The organism is Patulibacter minatonensis DSM 18081 (assembly GCF_000519325.1).
In the GTDB taxonomy this organism is placed as follows: Bacteria; Actinomycetota; Thermoleophilia; order Solirubrobacterales; family Solirubrobacteraceae; genus Patulibacter; species Patulibacter minatonensis.
Map to the genome: position 1 here is coordinate 2930416 of NZ_KI912613.1, position 23397 is coordinate 2953812.

At 75.0% G+C, this 23397-nt stretch carries 20 protein-coding genes; 12 read left to right on the plus strand and 8 right to left on the minus strand.

Going from position 1 to position 23397, the window contains the following annotated elements; genetic code table 11:
- Positions 1 to 60: 60 nt before the first annotated feature.
- Positions 61 to 1002, minus strand: a complete 942-nt coding sequence (locus tag PATMI_RS0113490) for a GDSL-type esterase/lipase family protein (RefSeq protein WP_026911266.1) — start codon at positions 1000 to 1002, stop codon at positions 61 to 63.
- Positions 999 to 1868: a LysR family transcriptional regulator gene (locus tag PATMI_RS0113495; RefSeq protein ID WP_026911267.1), complete on the minus strand. Its 870-nt coding sequence runs from the start codon at positions 1866 to 1868 to the stop codon at positions 999 to 1001. The genes PATMI_RS0113490 and PATMI_RS0113495 overlap by 4 nt, the downstream gene beginning before the upstream one ends.
- 97 nt (positions 1869 to 1965) lie before the next feature.
- Here PATMI_RS0113495 and PATMI_RS0113500 point away from each other — a divergent pair, with 97 nt between their 5' ends.
- The 4 genes from PATMI_RS0113500 (at position 1966) to PATMI_RS30005 (ending at position 7640) form a co-directional block, all read left to right on the plus strand.
- Entirely contained in the window at positions 1966 to 2688 is a 723-nt protein-coding gene (locus PATMI_RS0113500; protein ID WP_026911268.1) for an SDR family NAD(P)-dependent oxidoreductase, read from the plus strand.
- A gap of 169 nt (positions 2689 to 2857) precedes the next feature.
- Positions 2858 to 4564: an alkaline phosphatase D family protein gene (locus tag PATMI_RS0113505; protein WP_169738371.1), complete on the plus strand. Its 1707-nt coding sequence runs from the start codon at positions 2858 to 2860 to the stop codon at positions 4562 to 4564.
- Positions 4561 to 5979, plus strand: a complete 1419-nt coding sequence (locus tag PATMI_RS0113510) for a hypothetical protein (RefSeq protein WP_026911270.1) — start codon at positions 4561 to 4563, stop codon at positions 5977 to 5979. Before PATMI_RS0113505 ends, PATMI_RS0113510 begins: the two co-directional genes overlap by 4 nt.
- Entirely contained in the window at positions 5976 to 7640 is a 1665-nt protein-coding gene (locus PATMI_RS30005) for an alkaline phosphatase PhoX (RefSeq protein ID WP_084269936.1), read from the plus strand. The genes PATMI_RS0113510 and PATMI_RS30005 overlap by 4 nt, the downstream gene beginning before the upstream one ends.
- 83 nt (positions 7641 to 7723) lie before the next feature.
- Here PATMI_RS30005 and PATMI_RS0113520 read toward each other — a convergent pair whose 3' ends face one another.
- Positions 7724 to 8710, minus strand: coding sequence for an NADPH:quinone oxidoreductase family protein (locus tag PATMI_RS0113520; RefSeq protein WP_026911271.1), 987 nt, complete (start codon positions 8708 to 8710; stop codon positions 7724 to 7726).
- Positions 8711 to 8882: 172 nt separating this feature from the next.
- Between PATMI_RS0113520 and PATMI_RS0113525 the strand changes: the two genes are divergently transcribed.
- Positions 8883 to 9920, plus strand: coding sequence for a serine hydrolase (locus tag PATMI_RS0113525; protein WP_157260764.1), 1038 nt, complete (start codon positions 8883 to 8885; stop codon positions 9918 to 9920).
- Here the strand turns inward: PATMI_RS0113525 and PATMI_RS0113530 are convergent, their stop codons facing one another.
- A complete protein-coding gene (locus PATMI_RS0113530) occupies positions 9921 to 11540 on the minus strand; it encodes a PQQ-dependent sugar dehydrogenase (protein WP_026911273.1) in 1620 nt (539 codons plus the stop codon).
- A gap of 195 nt (positions 11541 to 11735) precedes the next feature.
- Here PATMI_RS0113530 and PATMI_RS30010 point away from each other — a divergent pair, with 195 nt between their 5' ends.
- Genes PATMI_RS30010 through PATMI_RS0113550 form a run of 4 tightly spaced genes read left to right on the plus strand, consistent with a single transcriptional unit; the run spans position 11736 to position 15532 of the window.
- The gene (locus PATMI_RS30010) at positions 11736 to 12677 is read left to right on the plus strand and encodes an ABC transporter ATP-binding protein (protein WP_051471606.1); all 942 of its coding nucleotides are present in this window, start codon (positions 11736 to 11738) and stop codon (positions 12675 to 12677) included.
- A gap of 49 nt (positions 12678 to 12726) precedes the next feature.
- Entirely contained in the window at positions 12727 to 13509 is a 783-nt protein-coding gene (locus PATMI_RS0113540; RefSeq protein ID WP_169738372.1) for an ABC transporter permease, read from the plus strand.
- A gap of 26 nt (positions 13510 to 13535) precedes the next feature.
- Entirely contained in the window at positions 13536 to 14930 is a 1395-nt protein-coding gene (locus tag PATMI_RS34625; protein ID WP_157260765.1) for a sensor histidine kinase, read from the plus strand.
- Positions 14927 to 15532, plus strand: coding sequence for a response regulator transcription factor (locus tag PATMI_RS0113550; RefSeq protein ID WP_026911275.1), 606 nt, complete (start codon positions 14927 to 14929; stop codon positions 15530 to 15532). Before PATMI_RS34625 ends, PATMI_RS0113550 begins: the two co-directional genes overlap by 4 nt.
- Before the next feature lie 67 nt (positions 15533 to 15599).
- On the opposite strand, the gene PATMI_RS0113555 is transcribed toward PATMI_RS0113550, so the two are convergent.
- The gene (locus PATMI_RS0113555) at positions 15600 to 15938 is read right to left on the minus strand and encodes a hypothetical protein (RefSeq protein ID WP_026911276.1); all 339 of its coding nucleotides are present in this window, start codon (positions 15936 to 15938) and stop codon (positions 15600 to 15602) included.
- Between the two features lie 208 nt (positions 15939 to 16146).
- On the opposite strand from PATMI_RS0113555, the gene PATMI_RS0113560 reads away from it, so the two are divergent.
- Genes PATMI_RS0113560 through PATMI_RS34630 form a run of 3 tightly spaced genes read left to right on the plus strand, consistent with a single transcriptional unit; the run spans position 16147 to position 19090 of the window.
- Positions 16147 to 17436 carry a sensor histidine kinase gene (locus PATMI_RS0113560; RefSeq protein ID WP_026911277.1) on the plus strand — a complete coding sequence of 430 codons (1290 nt, stop codon included), beginning with the start codon at positions 16147 to 16149 and terminating at the stop codon, positions 17434 to 17436.
- On the plus strand, positions 17424 to 18083 hold the full coding sequence (locus tag PATMI_RS0113565; RefSeq protein WP_026911278.1) for a response regulator: 660 nt from the start codon (positions 17424 to 17426) through the stop codon (positions 18081 to 18083). Before PATMI_RS0113560 ends, PATMI_RS0113565 begins: the two co-directional genes overlap by 13 nt.
- Before the next feature lie 50 nt (positions 18084 to 18133).
- Positions 18134 to 19090 (plus strand): phosphate/phosphite/phosphonate ABC transporter substrate-binding protein, encoded by a 957-nt coding sequence (locus tag PATMI_RS34630; RefSeq protein ID WP_026911279.1) that lies wholly within the window; start codon positions 18134 to 18136, stop codon positions 19088 to 19090.
- Between the two features lie 68 nt (positions 19091 to 19158).
- Here PATMI_RS34630 and PATMI_RS0113575 read toward each other — a convergent pair whose 3' ends face one another.
- Genes PATMI_RS0113575 through PATMI_RS0113585 form a run of 3 tightly spaced genes read right to left on the minus strand, consistent with a single transcriptional unit; the run spans position 19159 to position 22978 of the window.
- A complete protein-coding gene (locus PATMI_RS0113575; protein ID WP_026911280.1) occupies positions 19159 to 20076 on the minus strand; it encodes a CoB--CoM heterodisulfide reductase iron-sulfur subunit B family protein in 918 nt (305 codons plus the stop codon).
- A gap of 2 nt (positions 20077 to 20078) precedes the next feature.
- Positions 20079 to 21275: a succinate dehydrogenase/fumarate reductase iron-sulfur subunit gene (locus PATMI_RS0113580; RefSeq protein ID WP_245604166.1), complete on the minus strand. Its 1197-nt coding sequence runs from the start codon at positions 21273 to 21275 to the stop codon at positions 20079 to 20081.
- On the minus strand, positions 21275 to 22978 hold the full coding sequence (locus PATMI_RS0113585; RefSeq protein ID WP_026911282.1) for an FAD-binding protein: 1704 nt from the start codon (positions 22976 to 22978) through the stop codon (positions 21275 to 21277). Before PATMI_RS0113585 ends, PATMI_RS0113580 begins: the two co-directional genes overlap by 1 nt.
- Between the last annotated feature and the right edge of the window lie 419 nt (positions 22979 to 23397).

The window sequence follows — 23397 nt, forward strand, 5'->3', positions numbered from 1 at the left end:
ATCCGACCGCGAATGACCGCGGACCGGCGGGGGTCGGTCCGGACGGCGCCGGGGAGCCCGTCAGCCGAGCGCGCCGTCGACCGCGGCGCGGGACGCCCGGTCGAAGAGCCGCGCCGCCCGCGCGTAGCCCCGGTCGTTCAGGTGCACGTCGTTCAGGGCGCACATCCAGGTGTAGGCGCAGGCGGCTCGGACGGCCCGCGGGTCCTTCCCGGTGAGCGGCGCGTTGCCGCCGAGCGCGCGGCCGAGCTCCGCGACCTCCCAGCCCTCGGCGCGCAGCACGCGGGACAGGCGGGGGTTCACGCGGTCGCGGATCGTCCGGTGCAGCGCGAGCACGGCCCCGCGCGGCGCGCCGCCGACCCGCAGCAGACCGACGTAGGGGTCGTAGACCGTCGCGCCGACGAGGACGGTCCGCGAGCCCGCGGCGGCCTTCAGCCGGCGCGTGATCGTCCGCGTCCGTCGCAGCAGCCCGGGCTCCGCGGCGGCGAGGCAGCGCGACAGCCTGGCGCGGTCGGCGTTCAAGCACGGGAGGAGGTCGTTGCCGCCGACGTCGAGGGTGACGAGCGTCGGCGCGTCCCCGCGCTCGCGCAGCCGGCGGGCGGCCCAGGTGACCTGCGAGGTGGACGGCCCGTCGTTCGCGTAGGGCACGGCCGCGCGCGGGGCGCAGCGACCGCCGCGGAGCAGGGTGTCGGTGTCGGCGTCGGGGCAGCCGGCCTCGACGAGCCGGACCTCGCCGTGCCGCGCGCGCAGCGCCGCCGCCAGCCGGGGCGCATAGCCCCGGTCGGTGGTCCGCAGTCCCCCGCCCGCGGCGAGCGGCTGGACCCCGCGGCTCAGCGAGTCGCCGAGCGAGACGACCTCGAGCGCGGGCGGGGCGATCCGCGGGGCGTGCTCCTCGTGCCGCGGCAGGGCGAGGCCGACGACCGCGAGGGTGGCGCCGAGGACGACGAGGACGACGAGCGCCAGCGACCGCGACGGGCCGGAGGTCCAGCGGGGCGCGCCGCTCACGTCGTGGTCACGAGCGGTCCGAACGACGCCCGGAAGCGCTCTGCGGCGTCGAGGAGCCGGAGGACCCCGTCGGTCGCGGCGTCGGGCACCCATCCGATGGCGGCGGTGAGGTCGGGGGCGTCCGCGACGGGGACCGTCTCGAGGTCCGCGGGCAGCTGCGACCGGGCCGATCGGGGCACGACGACGCACGCGCGGCCGAGGGCGACGAGCTGCCCGGCGCCGACGAGGTCGGTCAGCGCCGCCCGCGGGTCGCCGGCGACGGTGGCCGCATCGTCGTGACCGAGCAGCGGCAGGCCGGGAATCGCGGCCACGTCGGCGAGCCGCACCGCGTCCCGCGCGCCCAAGGGATGGCCCTCCGGCAGCACCGCCACCTGCGGCTCCGTGCAGAACGCCTGCGTCCGCAGGCCGTCCGGATCGTCGAACGGCAGGTGCAGCACGGCGACGTCGGCACGGCCGTCGCGCACCATCGAGGCCTGCCGTCCCGTCCGGTCGAGCAGCACCTCGACGGGCAGCGCGTCGGGGTCCGCCGCGTAGGCGTCGAGCACCCCGGCGAGGAACGCGGGCTTCTGTCCGCTGCGCGCCGCGACGACCATGTGGCGCCGCACCGCCCCCGCCCGCACGGTGCGACGCTCCGCCGCCTCGACGGCCGTCAGCGCGCCCCGGGCCTCGCGGACGAGGACCTCGCCGGCCGGGGTCGGCCGGACGCCGTCGCGTCGCCGCTCGAACAGCGTGGTGCCGAGCCGGCGCTCGAGCTGCGCGATGGCGCGCGACAGCGGCGGCTGCGAGATCCGCAGTCGTTCCGCCGCCCGGCCGAAGTGTCCCTCGTCCGCGACCGCCACCACGTAGCGGAGCTCGCGCGTCTCCATCGTCGCTGGGACGGTAACTGACCACGATGCCCGGCCGGTATCGGACCGTGCCCGATCGGTCTTGGACGCCCGGTCCGCCGCGTCGCACACTGCTCCCATGACGACCACGGGGACCGCACTGGTGACGGGCGCGAACAAGGGCATCGGCCTCGCCGTGGCCACGGAGCTCGGACGGCGGGGGTTCGCGGTGGGGGTCGGTGCGCGGGACGCCGGCCGGCGCGACGACGCCGTGCGCCGGCTGCGGGACGGGGGGATCGAGGCCTTCGCCGTGCCGCTCGACGTGACCGACGACGCGAGCGTCGGGTCGGCGGCCGGGCTGCTCGAGCAGCGGGGCGGGCTCGACGTCCTCGTCAACAACGCCGGCGTCTCCGGCGGCCTTCCGCAGGACCCCGGCGAGGCGGGGGCCGAGGTCCTGCGGTCGGTGTTCGAGACGAACGTCCTGGGCCTGGTGCGGGTCACGGATGCGGTCCTCCCGCTGCTGCGCGCCTCGTCCCGCGCCCGCATCGTGAACGTCTCGAGCACCATGGGATCGATCGCCGCGATGGCCCACGCCGGGGAGCGGATGCCGGTGATGGTGGCCTACTCGCCGTCGAAGGCGGCCGTCAACGCGCTCACGGTGCTTTACGCGCAGCAGCTCCGCGAGGCCGCCGTCCTCGTCAACGCCGCGTGCCCCGGGTACGTCGCCACGGACTTCACCGGCCACCCCGCCGGTGCGCGCACGCCGGAGCAGGGCGCCGCGGTCGTGGTGCGCCTGGCGACGCTGCCGGACGACGGCCCGACGGGGACCTTCACGGACGACGACGGACCCATCGCCTGGTAGACCTCGGAGGGACGGCGTACACCCGCGCGGTGCGGCGCGCGAGGCAGCGGCGCGGAACACCGCCGCCCCGAATGTTCACCACCCGATCGTCGGGATGGGGGACGATGACACCGACCCGTGCGCGCGCCCTCACGCCGCGCGGTCCCCGTCACCGACCCGCCCCGAGGCCGTGTCCCGCATATCCATCACCCGTCGTGAGCTCGTCGTCGCCGGCTCCTCCCTCGCCGCCGGCCTGGCCCTGACGACCGACGCCCACGCCCGCCTGCTGCCCACGACCCGCGGCGTCGGCCGCGGGCGGTTCCTCGACGGCGTCGCCTCCGGCGAGCCCACGCCCGACGCGGTCACCTTCTGGGGTCGCCTGACGACGGACCAGCCCCGCAGCGCCGCGCGGCTGATCGTCGCGGCCGACCCCGGCCTGAACCAGGTCGTCGCGAACGTCGTCGTCCCGACGTCGTCGGGCGTCGACCACACGCTGAAGGCCCGCGTCGGCGGCCTGAAGCCGTCGGCGCACTACTGGTACGTCTGGCAGTCGCAGACCGAGACCTCGCCGGTGGGCCGCACGAAGACCGCGCCGCCCGCCGACAGCGACGTGCCCGTCTCGATCGCCTACTCGAGCTGCCAGAACTACGGCGCCGGGTACTTCTCCGCCCACAGCGACGCCGCGGTCCGCGACGACCTCGACCTCGTGGCGTTCCTCGGCGACTACACGTACGAGTACAGCTACGGCGAGTACGGCGGCAAGGGCCGCGGCCCGAACGCGATCGACCCCGCGTCGACCGACCTCACGAGCTACCGCAACAAGCTGCGGCTCTACCGCGCCGACGCGCCGCTGCGCGAGCTGCACCGCCTCCACCCGGTGGTCCACGTCTGGGACGACCACGAGGTCGCCGACAACTACACCGACGGCGCGCCGTCGCCGTCGGACCTCCAGCGCAACGCCGGCTACCGGGCGTCGTTCGAGTGGCTCCCGCGGCTGGCGTTCCAGAACGACCGCTTCCGGCTCTACCGCTCGCTGCGCTACGGCAGGAACGCCGAGGTCTTCATCACCGACCAGCGCCAGTACCGCACGACCGGCGACCCCGGCACGGCGTTCCTCGGCCGCACCCAGATGGACTGGCTGAAGAAGGGGCTGAAGGGCAGCGACGCGACCTTCAAGCTCGTCGGCAACCCGGACATGATCGCCCCGCTCGGCCTCTCGCCCCTCGGCGCGACCCTGGCGACCGTCAACAGCGACCAGTGGGACGGCTACCCGCAGGAGCGGGCCGAGCTGCTGGGCCACATCGCGACGCAGGGCATCTCCGACGTCGTCTTCCTGACCGGCGACATCCACCTGTACATGGCCAACGACCTCCTGTTCGACGGCCGCTCGGTCGCCACCGAGTACATCGGCGGCTCGGTCACCTCGCCCGGCTTCCCCGACCTCGTCAACGCCCTGGGGACGCCGGCGATCCGGGCGCTGAACACGCACATCAAGTACTTCGAGGGCGCGCAGCACGGGTACGCGCTCGCCAAGGTCACGAAGGACGCGCTGAGCATCGACTTCCGCGTCAACGACATCACGAAGAAGGACGCGCCGTCGCGGACGCTCGCGTCGTTCGTGCAGCCGCGCGGCACCAACGCGATCCCGCAGCAGTCGGCCGTCGCGACCACCGCGTCCCGGACGAGCGCGCGGGAGACCGTCGTGGACGGCCCCGACGGGCGACGGGTCGACCCGGTGCCGGCCGCCGCCCCGAAGGGCACCGCGCTGGCACAGCGGCAGCGCCGCCTGGCCACCGTGGCCGACCGCGACCTGCAGCGCCGCGAGCGGATCGCCGAGCAGGCGGCGAAGCGGCGTACGCGTCGACACGCCCTGACGACGCGGAGGGCGGGCCGATGAGCGCGCGCCTCCTCCGTGCCGCGCTCGCCACCGCGTGCGGCCTGGCCCTCGTGCCGACGCTCCCGGCCGTCGCCTCCGCCGCGGTCCCGGGCGACAGCCCGTCCGGTGCGCTCCCGTTCCTGCCGGCCGACGCCGAGAACGGCCCGGTCACCGACCTGCAGCGCACGCTCGTCCTCGACGGCGCCGGTCCCGACGCCGCCGCGCCGCGGTGCTTCGGCGGCTCGTCGTTCGAGCGCACCGCCTGGCTCACGATCGAGTCGTCGACCAAGCCGCGCCGCCTCTCGATCGAGGCCGCCGCGAAGGACGGCAGCACGGCCACGCCCGACCTCGCCGCCTACGTGCAGCCCGGCGCGTCGGGCATCGACGTCCACGAGCCGCAGTCCTGCTCCGGCCGCGAGACCGCCGGCGACGCCGCGCGCGGCGACCTCGGCGCGTCGACGGTGATCGTCGTCCCGGCCGGGTCCTCGGTCCTGGTCCAGGTCGGCTGGCGCGCCGGTGACGCCCCCGTCCCGGTCGTCGCCTCGCTCGCCGCCACGAGCCTGCCTGCACTCCCCGCACCCGAGGGCCAGGCCTTCCGGACCGCGCCGTTCGCGTTCGCCGGCCCCGGCCAGGTCGTCGGTCTGACCGGTGCGACGACGACGTTCGGCGACCCGGCCCAGCCGCGCTGCGCCTCGGAGGCCGGCGTCTGGCGGCGCGTCCGCATCGCGAAGAAGGGCGTCTACGCGACCGCGGTCGCCGGCGCGACCGCCGGGTCGATCACCGCCTTCTCGACCACGCCGTCGGGGAGCACCGCGGTCGCGTGCGCCGACGACGGCCTCGTGCGTGCGGGCTCGCCGATCCTGACCACGGTCTTCCGCGCGAAGCGCACCGGCACGTACTGGCTGCGGATCGGCGCGGACACGCCGGAGAAGACGGCGAGGGCCGGGCTGTCGATCATCGGGCCCTACGCGACCGCGAAGGCCGGCCGGGCCGCCGGACCCGCCGCGTCGGACCGCGCGAACCGCGCCCTGGACCCGCAGGCGCCGTGCACCGACCGCCGATCCCCGCGACCGTCGATCGACACCACGGTCGCCCGCACCCTGCGCCGCGGCGGGCGGGTCGTCACCGGCGACAACGACGGCGCGCGGTGCGTGAACGGCCGCTCGACGGTCGGCCGCATCACCGTCGCCGTCGCCCGGGTCCGCGGCGGTCGCTGCGCCTGGCGCACCGGCCGCACGTTCGGCGCGCCGCGCTCGTGCTCCTCGCCGCGGGGCGCGCGCGCCACGGCGCTGCGCGCGGACCAGACCTGGAGGACCACCCTGCCGGCCGCGCTGCCCCGCGGCGAGCGGTACCGCGTCGTCGTCCGTGCCCGCGTCCGGGTCTCCGGCAAGCTCCGCGACCGCGGCCCGCGCGTCGTGCTGAACGTCGCCCGATGAGCGCGGAGCAGCGCGTCGGCGGGCCGGGCGGCCCGGCGGTCGGTCGTGCCGGAGGACCGGCCTTCGGGCGCCGCAGCCTGCTGAAGGGCGCCGCGGCCGCCGCGCTGGCCGCCGGCTTCGGCCCGGCCTTCTGGCGCACCCAGACCGCCGCGGCCGCCGCGGTCACGAAGGCCGTCACCGGCCCCTACGGGCCGCTCGGCGCGCCCGACGCGAACGGCCTGCGCCTGCCCGCCGGGTTCCGCTCCCGCGTCGTCGCCCGGGCGGGCGTCCCGATCGGCGGCACGCTCTACGCCCTGCCGATCTTCCCCGACGGCTCGGCGACGTTCCCGGCCTCCGACGGCGGCTGGATCCAGGTCATCAACTCCGAGGTGCCGGCCGCCGGCGGTGCGTCCGCGATCCGCTACGCGAAGGACGGCACGATCACGGACGCCTACCGGATCCTCGAGGGCACCTCGACGAACTGCGCGGGCGGCCCGACGCCGTGGGGCACGTGGCTGTCCTGCGAGGAGACCGAGGGAGGCCGCATCTGGGAGTGCGACCCGACCGGCAGGACCCCGGCGGTCGTGCACCCGGCGATGGGCGTGTTCAAGCACGAGGCCGCGTGCGTCGAACCGGTCGGCGAGCGGATCTACCTGACGGAGGACCTCTCCGACGGGTGCTTCTACCGCTTCACCCCGAAGGACTATCCGTCGCTCGACGCCGGGCTGCTCGAGGTCGCGACCGTGGCCGGCGACGGCGCGGTGACCTGGCGCGCCGTGCCCGACCCGTCCGCCGCGACGACCCCGACCCGCGAGCAGGTGGCCGGGGCGACGCGCTTCAAGCGGGCCGAGGGGATCTGGTTCGACGACGGCTCCGTCTACTTCGCCACCACCGGCGACGAGACGATCCGGGCGCTGCGCATCGCGGCCGGTCGGATCGAGACGGTCTACGCGGCGAAGGACGTCCCCGGGACCCCGCTGCAGGGCGTCGACAACATCACCGTGTCGCGCTCGGGCGACCTCTTCGTCTGCGAGGACAGCTACGACAACGACCCCGACGCGATGGACGTCTGCATGATCACGCGGGAGGGCGAGGTCGCCCGGTTCGCGAAGTTCACGGGCCCCGAGCATTTCCTCCCGAGCGAGCTGGAGAGCGAGATCACCGGGGTGGCGTTCAGCCCGGACGGCTCGCGGATGTACGCGGCGTCGCAACGTGCCGGGGGCGTCGGGGCGGTCTACGAGATCACCGGGCCGTTCCGCACCGATCGTCCGGTCGCCACGGCGCCGCCGACCGCGGGAGCCGTGCTCGGCCTGGCGGCACGGTCGAGGATCTCCGCGACCGGACTCCTCGACGGCGGCCTGCGGGTGGCGCTGACGACCGACCGTGCGGTGGCGGTCCGGGTCCGCCTGCGCGCGCGGGTCCGTCGCGGCACCCGCCTGCGCACCGTGACGCTCGGCGCGACCGACGCGCGGCTGGCGGCCGGGACCCGCACGGTGTCGGTCCGCGTGCGGTCGAAGGCCGCCCGGGGCGTCGTCCGCGGGCTGTCCGCACCGGTGGTCGCCACGCTGGAGGTCGCCGTGCGCGGCGGTGCGGGCGCGGCAGCGGTGCGGCGCCGGAGCGTCCGGGTCACGGCAACGCGCCGGGCGACGCCGACCCGTCGGCGCGCGACGACGCGCCGCTAGACGGACACGGGGGAGGCGGCCCGGCCGCCGGCCCTGTCGCCCGCGGCGACGCAGCGGTCCGCGCCGCCCGCGGGCGACGGGCGTCAGCGCACGTCCAGCACGACCTTGCCGACGGCGCGCCGCTGGTCGAGCGTGAGGAGCGCGTCGGCCGCCTGCGCGAACGGGAACCGCGGGCCGACGATCGGGCGCACGGCCCCGGACGCCAGGAGCGGCGCGATCGCGTCGCCGATCTCCAGGTTCAGCGCGGGGTCCGACAGCGCGGCCTCGCCCCAGCCCGCGCCGACGACCTCGGTGTTCTTGAGCAGCAGCCGGTTGACCTTCACCGTCGGGATGCTGCCGCCGGTGAAGCCGACCACGACGACGCGGCCGCCGCGGCGCAGCGAGCGCAGGCTGTCGGTGAAGCGGTCGCCGCCGACGGGGTCGATGACGATGTCGACGCCGCCGCCGGAGAGCTCGACGGCCTCGTCCTTCCAGCTCCCGTCGGACCGCACGACCTCGTCCGCCCCGGCGCCGCGCGCGACCTGCTCCTTCTCGTCCGACGACACGACCGCGATCGTCCTCGCGCCGAGCCCCTTGGCGACCTGCAGCACGGCGGTCCCGACGCCGCCGGCCGCGCCGTGGACGAGCACGGTCTCGCCGGCCTTCAGCCGCCCGCGGGTCACGAGGCAGAAGTAGGCGGTGTGGTAGTTCAGGACCAGCCCGGCGCCCTGCGCGAAGTCGACGTCGTCCGGCAGCTTGAACGTGAAGAAGGAGGGGGCGACGGCGACCTCGGCCCACCCGCCGAGGAGGCAGAAGCCGGCGACGCGATCGCCGGCGACGACGCTCGCGCCGGCCGGGGCGCTGCGCACGACGCCGCCGACCTCGCTGCCCGGCACGAACGGCAGCGGCGGCTTCATCTGGTACTCGCCGCGGGTCTGCAGGAGCTCGGGGTACGACACGCCGGCGGCGTGGACGTCGATGACGACGCCCTCGCCGGGGGTCAGCATGTGCGAGGCCTCCGGCTCGGGCAGCTCGACGAGCTCGAGTGCCGTCTCGGGGCCGGTCGTGTCCGTGATGTGGAGCGCCTTCATGGGGACGACGCTACCGGCCGGTAGCGCCCGGGTGGACCCCGCGGGCGGTCCGCCGTGCGTCCGGCGACGCGGTGCCGGTGTACGCGTCCCTGGACCGCTGCACCACGCGGGGCGCGCGGCGTTCTCCCTCGGGCCCTTGGCGCGCCCCCGGAGCGGGCCTAGGCTGCGCAGGGTGTCCCGTCCCGCTCACCCCTCCGGCGCCCCTCGCCCGGGAACGCGCCCCCGGCGGGCGCTCGTGCTCGCGGGGGTCCTCGTCGCATCCGCCGCGAGCACCCCGGCGGCGACCGCCGCCACGGTCGGGGACCCGATCCCCGTCCTCGCCTCCCTGGCCCGGCCCGCGACGATGCGTACCGCGGGCGTGGCACCGACGTCCACGCCGTTCGCGCCGGCGTCGACCACCACCACCGCCGCTGCGGCGACGACCGCCGACCGGTCGGCGACCGCCCCCGCGGACCCGTTCCTCGCGGCCGGGCTGCCGTCTCGCAAGGCGTGGACCCGCGCGGTGCGCCGGACCAGGTCGTGGGCGGCGTCGAAGGGCGCGCGTTTGCGCTTCTCTCTGCGGGTCGAGAAGCGGACCTGGTCGTTCCGGGGCAGCGAGACCACGAACTCCAACAGCCTCATCAAGGCCACGGTCCTCGTGGCCTACGTGCGCCGCGCGAGCGTCCGCCGACGCGCGCTGACGCGGCAGGAGAAGGCGCTCCTGTCGCCGATGATCCGCCGCTCCGCGAACGAGCCGGTCAACCCGCTGCTCTCGCGGATGGGCGGCGTCGGGCCGCTCCGGGCCGTCGGCCGCCTGGTCGGTATGACGCACTTCCGTCCACGGGCCGGGCTGTGGGGCGCCTCGCGGATCAGCGCCCTGGACGAGGTCCGGCTCTTCCACCGCCTGTGGCGGATCATCCCGCCGCGCCACCGCACGTACGCGCTCGGCCTGCTGCGGTCGATCGTCCCGTCGCAGCGGTGGGGCATGCCGCGGTCGGCGCCACGCGGCTGGCGCGTGACGTTCAAGAGCGGCTGGAACGGCAGCGGGCGCGTGAACCAGGCGATCCGCCTGAACTGCAAGGGCCGCGTGATCACGGCCTCGGTGCTCGTGGACGGCTCGAGCCACGGCGGCTCGATCGGCCTGGTCGAGGGCGCGGGGCGCCGGCTCTTCGCCCCTCTGCGTGCCCGCGGGGCGAAGGCCTGCTCGTCGGTCGTGCGGACCGCGGACTGACTACCGCTTCCGCTTGATGGTCGTGCTGAACCCCGTCGAGAACGTCTTGCCGACCTTCGGGTCGTGCACGACGCGGACGATCATGACGCCGGAGCGCACCGCGCGGAGGCGCTTCCGGCCGGTCGCGCCCAGCCGGATCCGGTAGCGCTGCGTCGCGGTCGACCTCGTCTTCACCGTCGTCCGCGCGAACAGCTTCCCGCGCGTGTTCCGCAGGCGCAGCTCGAGCGTCGTGCGGCCGGCGGACGGGCCGCCGATCCGGAACGAGACGTAGCGGCCGGCCTCCAGCCGCCGTCGCCCGAGCGACCGCGTGGCGTTGCGGAACCTGAGGCCCAGCGCCCGGGTCCGCGTCCGGACCTTCAGGGCCTCGGCCGCGGCGTCCGGCGTCCCCGTCGCCGGCGGCGTCGCCGCGTCGCTGCCGCCCGGCGTCGGGTCGCTCAGGGGCAGGCGGAAGATCTTCGCCTCGGTCCCGCTGTCCTGGACGACGAGGAGGTCCTTGCCGCGCGGGACCGCGAGCCGCAGGCGGCCGAGGTTCGTGAGGTGCTGGCCCTGGTCGTAGACGGTGCCGTTCCGCACGTCGAAGCGGTGCAGCTGCATCCCCGCGAGGAACGGCGCGTAGAGCGACCCGTCGGCCCCGACGGCCAGGCCACCCGGGGCCCAGGCCGGCGCATCCCCGGCGACGGCCTTCGGCGGCAGGAGGTCGGTGCGCGCCGGGCTCAGGTCGGCGCCCGTCATCGGCCCGGAGACGAGCGGCCACCCGTAGTTGCCGCCCTTCACGACGAGGTTCAGCTCGTCCCGGCCGGTCTTGTCGTTGCCGCCCGGGTACTGCGCGCCGTGCTGCTCGCCGGTCGGGCCGTGCTCGGTCTCCCACAGCCGGCCGGCGGCGTCGAACGCCAGGCCCTGCGGGTGCCGGTGCCCGATCGACCAGACGTACTTCGCGCCGCCGCCCTGCGAGGCGAACGGGTTGTCCGCGGGGGCGGTCAGGTCACCCGTCGCGGGGGCGCCGAGGCGCAGGATCTTGCCGTTGAGGTTCGTCGGGTCCTGCGGGCGGGTCGGCTGGTGGATGTCGCCGGTCGTGACGTAGAGGTCCTTGTCGGGGCCGAAGACCATCCGGCCGCCGTCGTGGTTGCCGTCGGAGTCGATGCCGCCGAAGACCTTCCCCAGCACCTCGAGCTTGCCGCCCGTCGCCTTCAGGCGCCAGATGCCGTTCTGCCCGGTCGCGGGACCGGCGCCGTCGGGGTCCTGGTCCTGCGCGACGTAGAGGTACGCCAGGCCGCTCTGGGCGAAATCGGGCGCGAGGGCGAAGCCGAGGAGCTTGCGGACGTTCGGGATGGCGGTCCGCGCGAGCGCCGGCGCCGCCTGCAGCTTGTCCTGGGCGTCGAGGTAGACGACGTCGCCGTCGCGCTCGACGACGAACGAGCCGCCGCCCGGGACGACCGCGAGCTCCCACGGCGTCTTCGTCACGGTGGCGATCTGGACGGGGTCGCCGGTCGGCACGGCCTCCGCGCCGGGCACCAGCAGGGCGGCCCCGGCCCCTGCGGCGAGGACGAGGGCGGCGGCCCCGGTCACCGCCCGGCGGGAGCGGGGGAACGAGGACGGGGGACGGTGGGGATCACGCGGCATGCCCCATCGTCCCACGCGGACCCGTGGCCGCGGGACGGTTCGGCCGACGGGCCCGCAGACGGACCGGCCGCACGGGGATCGCGACCGGCAGGGCGCGTCCCACCGGAGGCCGCAGCCGACCCGTGACATCGGTCATGCCGAGGACCTGACCGGCGGCTCTACCGGCGGACGGGCCCGGGGCGCAGAGTGACGTCCATGAGCCCCACGTCCCCCGATCCCTCCCTCCTCCTCGACCTCCGCGGCGTCACCCAGCGCTACGGACGGACCACCGTCCTGCACGGCATCGACCTGCGCGTCGCCCCCGGAGAGGCCGTCGCCCTGCTCGGCCCCAACGGCGCCGGCAAGTCCACCGCTGTCTCCGTGCTGCTCGGCCTGTCCCGTCCCGCCGAGGGCACCGTCAGCGTCTGCGGCCGGACCCCCGACCACGCGGTCGCCGCCGGCTGCGTCGGCGCGATGCTGCAGGACGCCGGGCTGCCCGACAACACGAAGGTCGGCCAGCTCGTCTCGCTCTTCGCCGCGATCTACCCGGACCCGATGGACCCGCGGCGCGCGCTGGAGCTCGCCGACGCCGCCGACCTCTGGGACCGCGGGTCCCACGAGCTCTCGGGCGGCCAGGCCCAGCGGGTCCGGCTGGCGCTGGCGCTCGTCGCCGACCCCGAGCTCCTGATCCTCGACGAGCCGACCGCCGCGATGGACCCGCAGGTGCGCCGCACCTTCTGGGACGCCCTGCGCGGCCAGATCGGCGGCGACCGCGGCCTGCTGTTCGCCACCCACCACCTCGACGAGGCGCAGGCGGTCGCCGACCGCGTGGTCGTCCTGGCCGGGGGCCGGATCGTCGCCGACGGCACCCCGGCGGAGGTCGCCGCCCGCGCCGGCGGGACGCTGCTCCGGGTCCGCACCGAGGCCGTCGCCGCCGAGCTCGCCGCGCTGCCGGGCGTCCGCACCGCCGTGGACGAGCCGGACGGCCGCGCCGCCCTGACCTGCAGCGACTCCGACCGCGCGCTCCGCGTCCTGCTGGAGACCTACCCCGACGCCCGCGAGATCGAGGTCCGCCCCGCCGACCTCGAGGACGCGTTCCTGACGATGGCCGCCGAGGGCTGGAGCGCCACGCCCGCGACGACCGCCCCGGAGGCCTGAGATGACCACCGACCTGCGCCCCGCACCGACGACCTCCGGGACCACCCCCATGAGCACCACCGCCCCCACGGCAGCCACCGCCCGCTCGACCCGCGCCCCGCGCCGGCCGCTGACCCCGACCCTCGCCTACGTCCGCCTGGAGCTCAGCCGGACGGTCCGCAACCCGCGGGCCATCCTCTTCACCGTGATGGTCCCGATCCTCATGCTGCTCGTCTTCTCGGGCGGCGGGGACGCCGACGACAAGAAGGCGCTGCTCGCGAGCATGGCCGCGTACGGCGCGATCGGTGGCGGCCTCTTCGCCACCGGCCCGCGCCTGACGGCCGAGCGCGTCTCCGGCTGGCTCCGCCAGCTGCGCGCCACCCCGCTGTCCCCGACCGCGGCCATCGTCGGCAAGGGCGCCGCCGGCCTGCTGCTCGCGCTGACCTCCGCGTTCATCGTCGGCGCCGTCGGCCGCTTCGGCGGCACGGACATCTCGACCACCGCCTGGATCGGGCTCTGCGTCGCGCTGCCGCTCTGCGCGACCGTCACGGTCGGCCTGGGGCTCCTCGTCGGCGCGTCGTTCCGTTCGCCCGAGACCGCGCAGGGCGCCACGATGCTCTCCTACATCGGCCTCTCGGCCCTCGGTGGCCTGTGGGTCCCGCCCGACCAGTTCCCGACCTGGCTGCAGGACGTCGCGCACGTGCTCCCGACCTTCCACATCGGCGAGGTCGCCCGGGCGATCACCACCGGCGGTACCGTCGGGCTCGGCCACTGCGCCATCATCGCCCTGTGGGCCGTCGTCCTCGGCGGCGCCGCGACCGTCGCCTGGCGCCGCGGCACCACCGTCCGCTGAGGTCCGGCGTCCCACGTCCCCGCCCGATGCCGTCGACCCCTCCCACCGAGACCGGACCGCGCCCCGCCGAGGGCGCGTCCGCCGTCGTCGGCGCGTCGACGGCGACCGGCGCTCCGACCGGGTCCGGGCCGGACGGGAGCGCCACGTCTCCCGTCGGCGGGTCGCCCCGGCGCCGCCGGCAGCCGTGGATCACCGCGCTCGTGGGCCCGGAGCGCGACGCGACGGACGGCCGCCGCTTCGGGATGCTCGTCGGCGGGATCTGGCTCGTCTACCTCGCCCCGGCGGCCGACCAGGTCGTCGCCGGCGACTGGCCGACGTGGCAGCGGGTGCTCGGCGGGCTGCTCCTCGTCGTCTTCGTGGCCGCCTACCTGACGACGCTGATCGTCGTCGTCCCGGCACGCCGCGCCCGCAGCGAGCGGCAGCGCGGCCTCGAGCCGCGACACGCCGCCGTCGGCGACCGGGAGATGTGGGCGCGGGTGGCGCTGTTGCTCGTCGTCGCGGTCGCCACCTCGATCGGCTTCGGCGGGGAGTGGCTGAGCACGATCGCGTTCTCCACCGCGATCCTCGCCGTGTGGCTCGACCAGCCGTGGCCGCCGCGCGCGATCGTCGGGATGGCCGTCGGGTGCGAGGCCCTGCTGCTCGTCCGCGGCACCGACGGCGACTCGTCGGCGTACTTCTGGCTCGGCTTCGCGGTCCTCGTCGCCGGATTCGTGAGCTACGCGGCGCGCCGCCGCGGCGAGCTCGAGGGCGAGCTCGACCGCGTCCGCGAGCAGAACGCCCGGCTCGCCGTCGTCGAGGAGCGGGGCCGCATCGCCCGCGACCTCCACGACCTGCTCGGCCACAGCCTGAGCGTCATCGCCGTCAAGAGCCAGCTCGCCGAGCGGCTCCTCGAACGCGACGATGCCGAGCGCGCCGCCGCGGAGATCCGCGAGGTCCGCGGCGTGGCCCGCGACGCCCTGCGCGAGGTCCGGCACGTCGTCGACGGCTACCGCCGCCGGCCGATCGCCGCGGAGGTCGCGTCGTCCGCCGCGGCGCTCCGCTCGGCGGACCTCGACGTCGCCTCCGAGCTGCCGGAGCACCCGATCCCGCCGGACGTCGAGGACGTCCTCTCGTTCGTCGTCCGCGAGGGGACGACGAACGTCCTGCGCCACAGCGGCGCCTCCCGGTGCACGCTCGCCGTGCGGGCCGCCGCCGACCGCGTGACCGCCACCGTCGCCGACGACGGGCCCGCGTCGGTCGCGCACCGCGTCGTCTCCACCGACCCGCGGGCCGCCCGGCCGGGGTCGGGCGACGGGTCCGGCCTGGTCGGGCTCGCCGAGCGCCTGGACGCGGTCGGCGGGACGCTCGAGCTCGGACCGGGGGAGGGCGGCGGCACCGTCCTGCGGGCCACGGTCCCGCTGCGATCCGAGGGCCGCTCGTGATCCGTCTGCTGGTGGCCGAGGACCAGGGGATGGTCCGCGGGGCACTCGTCGCGCTCCTCGACCTGGAGCACGACCTCGAGGTCGTCGCCCAGGTCGCGCGCGGCGACGAGGTCGTCGACGCCGCCCGCGGCGCGCAGCCCGACGTCGCGCTGCTCGACATCGAGATGCCGGGTCTCGACGGTATCGCCGCCACCGCGGCGCTCCGCGAGGCCCTGCCGTCGTGCCGCGTCGTGATCCTCACCACGTACGGCCGCCCCGGCTACCTCCGCCGCGCGATGGCCGCGGGCGCCTCGGGCTTCCTCGTGAAGGACGGCGACGCCGACGAGCTCGCCGCCGCCGTCCGCCGCGTCGCCGCGGGTGGCCGGAGCGTCGATCCGGAGCTCGCGGCCGAGGCGCTGCAGGCGGGGGAGAGCCCGCTGACCCCGCGCGAGCGCGAGGTCCTCGCCGCCGCCGAGCACGGCGACGCGATCGCGAAGGTCGCCCGCACCCTCCACCTCTCGGAGGGCACGGTGCGCAACTACCTCTCGCAGGCGATCGGCAAGACCGGTGCGGTCAACCGGGTCGAGGCCGCGCGCACCGCGCGCGACCGCGGCTGGCTGTAGGCCGGGACGCCCCGAGGGCCGCCACGGCCGGACGGGGCACCGCCCGGCCGGACGGTGCCCCGTCCGCTCAGCCGCCGCCGAGCCCGCCGGGGACGGTGATCGCCGTCGGCAGCGCCGACAGCTTCTGCGCCAGGTCCGCCGCCTGGTCGTGCGGGAGGCCGAGCGTCTCGAGCAGCGCCTCGAGGCTGCCCTGGCCGGGCAGGCCGAGCAGGCGGGTGATCAGGGTGGCGGGGTCCGAGGCGAGGGAGCCGGCGTCGCGGGTCGTGGCGAGCTGCTTCACCGCCGCGGTCGCCTCGGCGGCGCTCGGGGCGGGGGCGCTGCTCGACGCCGAGGCGGGGCCGGCGGCGAAGGCGAGGGCGGCGGTGGCCAGCGCCGCCGGGATCAGGGTGGTGCGAGAACGGATCATGGGACCTCGGGGTTGGGGGACGGGCTCCCGGAGGGTGAGAGCACCACGCAATTCTTAGCAAGTCGGATCGCAGTTCACGTATTTCGGGGCGGACGCGTCCCGCGAGGGCGCGGTCGGGCCGCGCGGGCGGCCGGGGTGGGGTTGTCCCCACCCCGCGTCGGAAGGTCCCCGCATGGTCGGGGCGTGGGACGATCGACACGATCACGGCATGAGCTCGAGTTCGTCCCCCACCGTCGGCGCAGCGCCCCCCGACGCTCCCGCATCGATCCGCCCCCGGGCCCGCGCGGCAGCCGTTCGCGGGTGGAACGACGCGCTCTACCTCGTCCTGGGCGGCGTCACGGGCACGGCGATCTTCTCGCTCGGCATCACCCTGATCGCGACGACCACGCCGCTCCTGGTGCTCATCGTCGGGATCCCGCTGGCGGTGGTGACCTCGACGATCCTCCGCTGGTGCGCCGAGCTCGAGCGCCGTCGCGCGCTCCTGGTCGACGACGTCCCGATCCGCGGCGACTACCGTCCGCTCGAGGGGTCCCTGCTCGGCCAGGCGGCAACGATGGCGCGTGATCCGCGACGGTGGGCCGACGCGCTCTGGTCCGTGGTCCAGTTCCCGTTCACGCTCGCCGGCTTCGTCGTCGCGGTCTCGGCGTGGGGGACGGCGCTCGGGTTCATCACGCTGCCCGCGTGGTACGCGGCGGTCCCCGACACGGACGTCGTGGTCGGGCTGTTCGACGTCGACACGCTCCCGGCGGCCCTCCTCGTCGCGCTGCTGGGCGTCGTCCTCGTCCCCGTCGCGTGGTGGCTCACCCGCGCCGCGACGATCGTGAACCTCTACGTGGTGCGGCTGCTCCTCGGCGACGACCTGAAGGCCCGCGTCGCGCACCTCGAGGAGACCCGCGCGGGCGCCGTCGACGCCGCGTCGACCGAGCTCCGCCGCATCGAGCGCGACCTCCACGACGGCGCGCAGGCGCGGATGGTGGCGGTGGCGATGGACCTCGGGATGGCGGAGGAGCGGATCGAGCGCGACCCCGAGGGCGCCCGCGAGCTGGTCCGCGGGGCCCGCGACGAGGCGCGCCGCGCCCTCACCGAGATGCGCGATCTCGTCCGCGGCATCGCGCCGTCGGTGCTCCAGGACCGGGGGCTGGAGGCCGCGCTCTCGTCGCTCGCCGCCCGGGCGCCCGTGCCGGTCACGGTCGACGTCGACCTCCCCGGGCGGCCGCCCGCCAGCGCCGAGACCGGCGCCTACTTCGTCGTCGCGGAGGCCCTCGTCAACGTCGCGCGCCACTCCGGCGCGTCGGCGGCCACGGTCGAGGTCCGCCGCGAGCTCGGGGAGCTCGTGGCCCGGGTCCGCGACGACGGGCGCGGCGGGGCGTCGGCCGTCCCCGGCGGTGGGCTCGCGGGCCTGCGCGACCGCGTCGCCGCGCTGGACGGGATCCTGCGCGTGACCAGTCCCGAGGGCGGACCGACCACGATCGAGGCCCGGATCCCGTGCGCGTCCTGATCGCCGAGGACCACGCGCTGTTGCGGGACGGCCTCACCCGGCTGTTCCGCGACCATGGCCACGAGGTCGTGGCCGCCGTCGACGCCCCCGACGACGTCGTGCGCCGCGGGAAGGCCCTGAAGCCCGACCTGGCGCTGCTCGACGTGCGCCTCCCACCCACGTTCACCGACGAGGGGATCCGCGCGGCGCTCGAGCTCCGCGCCGCGATTCCCGGCCAGGCGGTGCTCGTGCTCTCGCAGTACGTCGAGCGCACGTACGCCCGCGAGCTCCTCGCCGACGGGGACGGCGGCGTCGGCTACCTCCTGAAGGACCGCGTCGCGGAGCCCACGGAGTTCGTCCGGGCGTGCGAGCGCGTGGCGGCGGGCGGCACCGCGCTGGACTCCGAGGTCGTCGCCCAGCTCCTCGTCCGCGGCCGGGCCGGGGACGAGCGCCTGGGCCGCCTGAGCCCCCGCGAGCACGACACCCTGGCGCTGATGGCCGAGGGCCGCTCGAACCGCGGGATCGCGGCCGAGCTGACCGTCACCGAGGGCGCGGTCGAGAAACACGTCACGAGCATCCTCCAGAAGCTCGACCTGCCGTCGGCCCCGCAGCACCACCGCCGGGTCCTGGCGGTCCTCGCCCTGCTGCGCGCCGCCGAGCAGGACTGACGCGCCACCGCCGCCCCCGGGCCGGCCGTCTTCCGGCATCCTCCTGACCAGTGCCTGCCCTCGGATCCCGCCCCGCCCGCCGCTCCGTCGCGCTCGTCGCGGCGCTCCTGCTGCTGGCCGCCGTCGCCGTCCTCCTCGCACGTCCCGGGGGCGGCAGCGCCGCGACCACCGACGCGGCCAAGGACACCGAGCGCTTCGCCGACGACAGCTGCGCGAAGGTCGCCGTCCGCTTCGGCGTCGTCCTCCCCGCAGACGACGAGGCCGGCCGGGCGGCCGCCGACCGGCTGACGGCGGACCTCGCCGAGGGCCTCGGCTGCCGTGCGATCGCCGTCCCCTACGCCACGCAGGCGCGCCTGGTGACCGCGCTGGCGACCCACGACGTCGACGTCGCCGAGCTGGACCCGGCGGCGATGGTCGTCGCGGATCGGATCGCCGGCGCCGTCCCGGCCGGCGCCTACGCGATCAACGCGGACACGCCCGCCCGCACGGCGCCGACCGAGCTGTGGGTCCGGAAGAACTCGCGGATCCGCACCCTCGCCGACCTGAAGGACCGCGCCGTCGCGTTCGGCCCGCGCACGACGGCCGGGGGCGACATCGGCCCGCGCGCCGCGCTGCTGGCCGCCGGCGTCCGCCGCGGCGCCCCCGGCGACCGCCTGGCGAGCTGGACCGACAGCGACGCCGCGGCGCTGCGCTCGCTCGGCGACCTCACGGTCGACGCGGCCGTCACCCGCCACGCGCCGTCGACGTCGGAGACCCGCGACTACCGCCGGATCTGGACGACCACCGGCTCCCTCGCCGACGTCCTCGCGCTCCGGCCGGGCCTCCCGCGCACCGTCCGCCGGCTGATCCAGGTCGCCGTCCGCGGTCTGCCCGGCGCCGCGCTGGCCCCGCTCGCCGGCCGCCAGGGCATCACCGACCCGGCCCCCCTGACGGCCGTCCCGCTCGACCTCTACGCGCCGGTCGCGGCCCGCCTCGACGAGCTCGTCGCCGCAGGCCTCCGCCCCTGATCCGGAACGACGAAGGGCCGGCGAGATCGCCGGCCCTCCGTCGTTCCCGGCGCCCGGGGGCGCGTGCCTCAGGCGGCGGCGGGGAGCGCGCCGACCACCGAGGTCGACCAGTCGATGACCGCCGTCGGCTTGACGACGTGCCGACCGAGGCCGAGCGACTTCGGGTCCATGCCGAGCGCCAGGCCGACCATCTGCGGGAGGTGCAGGACCGGCATCTGGAGGTCGCGGCCGACGGTCTTGCTGACCCGCGGCTGCTGCATGTCCAGGTTCAGGTGGCACAGCGGGCACGGGGTGACCAGGCAGTCGGCCTGGGCGTCCTTCGCGTCGCCGAGGTGCCGGCCGGCCTGCTTGAACGACGTCTCCGCGTTCATCAGCGCGACGGGGAAGCCGCAGCACTTCTGCGAGCCCGCGTAGTCGACGACGGTGCCGCCGAGCGCCTCGATGACCTTCTCGAGGTACGTGTCGCGCGGGTTCTGGTCGTCGATCCCGATGCGGTCGGTCGGACGCACGATGTAGCAGCCGTAGAACGGGCCGACCCGGAGGTCGGTCAGCGGCCGCTTCACGAGCTTCGTCAGCTCATCCAGCCCGAGCTCCTCGACGAGGACCCACAGGAAGTTCTTGTTGACGATCCCCGCGGCGTACTCCAGGCCCTCCGGGGTGAGGTGCTTGTTGACCTCGTCCCGGTACTCGGCGCTGGCGTCCAGCCGCTGCTGGCACTCGCTCTGCGCGCCCTGGCAGGTCGAGCAGATGTTCATCATGAGGTCCGCGCCCTGCGAGATCTCCTTCTGCGCGAGCGCGAAGGTGCGGGCGTTCAGGGTGTCGGCGAGCTCCTGGCTGTGCTCGGCGATGACGCCGGCGCCGCAGCAGTTCGCGCGGTTGAGCTCGACGAGCTCGATGCCGAGCTTCGGGGCCACCTGCGCCATGGCGCCGTGGAGCTCGGGGGTGAAGCCGCGGCTGACGCAGCCGGGCCAGTAGGCGACCTTCATGGCTACGCCTCCCTGTTCGTGACGGGCTTGTTCACGGCGGACTGGTCGCCCGTCGTCTTGACCTGGGCCTCGTGCGACGCGTCCTGGTCGTCCGGGGCCTCCGGCTCGTCGGGCTGCGTGATGTACAGGTTCAGCTCGAGCCGCTCCTCGCGGGCGCCGATCTCCTGGTAGATCCGCTTGATCTCCGACTGGTTCGGGTTCTTGTGGTGGATCAGCGCCGACTTCGGCGTGACCTTCCGGCGCAGCAGGGCGGTCGCGATGACCGACAGCGAGGCGACCATCTCCTTCGCGGTCCGCGGGTGGAACTTGCCGCCCTTGGAGTCCGGGACGAGCTGGGCCTCGTTCAGCGTGCCCCACTTCTTGACGTGGTTGACCAGCGCGTGCTCGTGGCGCGAGCCGTCGTTGACGTCCTCGATCGAGTGGTCCGCGGACGCGATGCGCCGCAGCCGCATGATCTGGTTCATCGGCGCCACGCCCTTCGGGCAGGCCTCGATGCACTTGAAGCAGTGGGTGCAGTCGTAGATGCCGTGCGGGTCGTTCGCCAGGTCGTCGAGGCGCTGCGCGTGCTTGTCGTCGCGCGGGTCGCCGACGAAGCGGTAGGCCTTCGCGAGGGCGGCCGGACCGATGAAGAGCGGGTCGACCTCCATCGAGAGGCAGTCCGACACGCAGGCGCCGCACTGGATGCACGCCATCGACTGCGTGACGTCGACCATCGCCTCGCGGGGGACGATGTGCTCCTTCTCGGGGAGCGGCTCGGCCGGCAGCAGCCACGGGGTGACCCGCTGCTGCTTCTTCCAGTGGACCGCGTCCATGTCGACGATCAGGTCCTTGATGACGGGCATGTTGCCCATCGGCTCGACCGTGATCTTGCCGTCCTTGGACCGGGCGAGCGCGTCGCTGAGGTGCGTGTGGCACGCCAGGCCGGGCTTGTCGTTGATCCGCGTGCCGCAGGAGCCGCAGATCGCCGCGCGGCACGAGCAGCGGATGCCGATCGAGCCGTCCTCGTCGTTCTTCGCGGTCAGGATCGCGTCGAGGACGGAGCGGTGGGGCTCCATCTCGACGACGAACTCCTCGAAGTACGGCGCCTTGCCGGACTCCGGGTCGTAGCGCCGCAGACGCAGCGTGAAGGACTCGAGGCCCTCGGCACCGCCGTGCCAGGGCTCCTCGGTCGTGTTCGGCGTGCTCTCGGTGGTCGACATCAGTACGTGCGCTCCATCGGCTCCCACTGGGTGAACGTGATCGGCGCCTTGTCCAGCTTCGCCGGGGCGTCTGCTCCTTCACCGTCCTGGGAGACGGTCAGGTGGAAGAGCCAGTCCTCGTCGTTGCGCTCGGTGTAGTCCGTGCGGGAGTGCGCACCGCGCGACTCCTTGCGCTCGAGCGCCGCGGTCACGATGGCCTCGGAGCAGTCGAGCATGAAGCCGAGCTCCAGGGCCCCGAGGACGTCCTGGTTGAAGACCGTCCCGGCGTCGTCGATGTACGCCGTCTTGGCCTCCTCCTGCAGGCGGGTGACGATCTCCTTGCCCTTCGTCATCCCCTCCTCGTCGCGGAAGACGGCGCAGTACTGGTTCATCGAGACGCCGAGCTCCTCCTTGATCTCGGAGATGCGGCGACCGGTCTTCGGGCGGTTGATGATGTCCTGGATGTGGCGCGTGTCGTCGCGGAGCTGCGCGTCGGACACCTTCGGCATCTGCATCTCGCCGGCGACCGCGGCGGCGTGCTGGCCGGAGCGCTTGCCGAAGATCAGCGTGTCCAGCAGCGAGTTGGCGCCGAGGCGGTTGCCGCCGTGGACCGACACGCAGGCGACCTCGCCCGCGGCGTAGAGGCCCGGGACGTCGGTCTCGCCGTTGACGTCGGTCTTGACGCCGCCCATCGTGTAGTGCTGCCCCGGGCGGACCGGGATCGGCTCCTTCGTGATGTCGATCCCGGCGAAGTCGCGGCCGAGGTTGACGATCTCGCGGAGCGCCTCGAGCACGCGGTTCTTCGGGACGACCGTGACGTCCAGGAGGACCGAGTCCTTCAGGGGGCCGGTGCCCCGGCCCTCGTTGATCTCGCGCTGCTCGGCGCGGGAGACGACGTCGCGGGAGGCGAGCTCCATCTTGTTCGGCGCGTCCTTCTCCATGAAGCGCTCGCCCGCGGCGTTCAGGAGGTGCGCGCCCTCACCGCGGGCACCCTCGGTGATGAGGAAGCCGTTGGCCGTCATCGTCGTCGGGTGGTACTGGATCATCTCCATGTCCATGAGCCGCGCGCCGGCGCGGTAGGCCAGGGACATGCCGTCGCCCGTACAGATCAGGCCGTTGGTCGTCGGCTTGAACGCCTGACCCACGCCGCCCGTGGCGAGGATCGTGGACTTCGCGTTGAAGGTCCGCATCTCGCCCGTGCGGATGTTCCGGGCGACGCAGCCGACGCAGCGGCCGGAGTCGTCCTTCAGGAGCGAGGTGTTGAACCACTCCTCGTACCGGTCGACCCGGTCCGAGTACTTCATGAGCTGCTCGTACAGCACGTGCAGGATCGCCTGGCCCGTGATGTCGGCGACGTAGGCCGTGCGCTTCATCGATGCGCCGCCGAAGGCACGCAGGTCGAGGTGGCCGGTGTCGTTGCGATGGAACGTGACCCCGATGTGCTCGAGGTGCATGATCTCCCCGGGCGCCTCCGAGCACATGATCTCGATCGCGTCCTGGTCGCCCAGGTAGTCGGACCCCTTGACGGTGTCGAACGCGTGGGAGCGCCAGTCGTCGTCGGGGTTGATCGCCGCGTTGATCCCGCCGGCGGCCGCGACCGAGTGCGAACGGACCGGGTGGACCTTGCTGAGGATCGCGACTGAGGCGCCGGCGTCGGCAGCGGCGAGCGCCGCGCGCTGACCGGCCAATCCGGCCCCGATGATCAGGACGTCGTGTGCAGGCATGGGCCTCCTCGGGCCTACTGGGATACCGGGGTCGGATCCTACACACGGTGCTCGAAATCCGGGTGCTGGTATACCGCCCCGAAACGGTCGGACTTCCGAAATTTCGGGTGCCCTACCGACTGCGGTCTGGATGGGGTGGTGCGGGGCGTTCGGGCGTCGTCCGACGGCCGTCGCGGCGACCCGTCGGCGAGGGCCGAGGACCCGCTCCGGACGGCGGTACGCGCGAAAGACGGCTCCCGGATGCCGCCGTGCGGTCGGTCGTCGTGCCTCCCGCCCGGTGGTGCGTGGTGTGGGTGGGTTTCAGCGGTCGGCGGCCGCGGTGGTTCATGTGTGGTCCAGCGCATCATGCGTACTGGTGAACGGCGGTGGTCTGAGAGGAGACCCAAAGGTGATCGTCGAAGGGTCTTCCGTATTAGTGT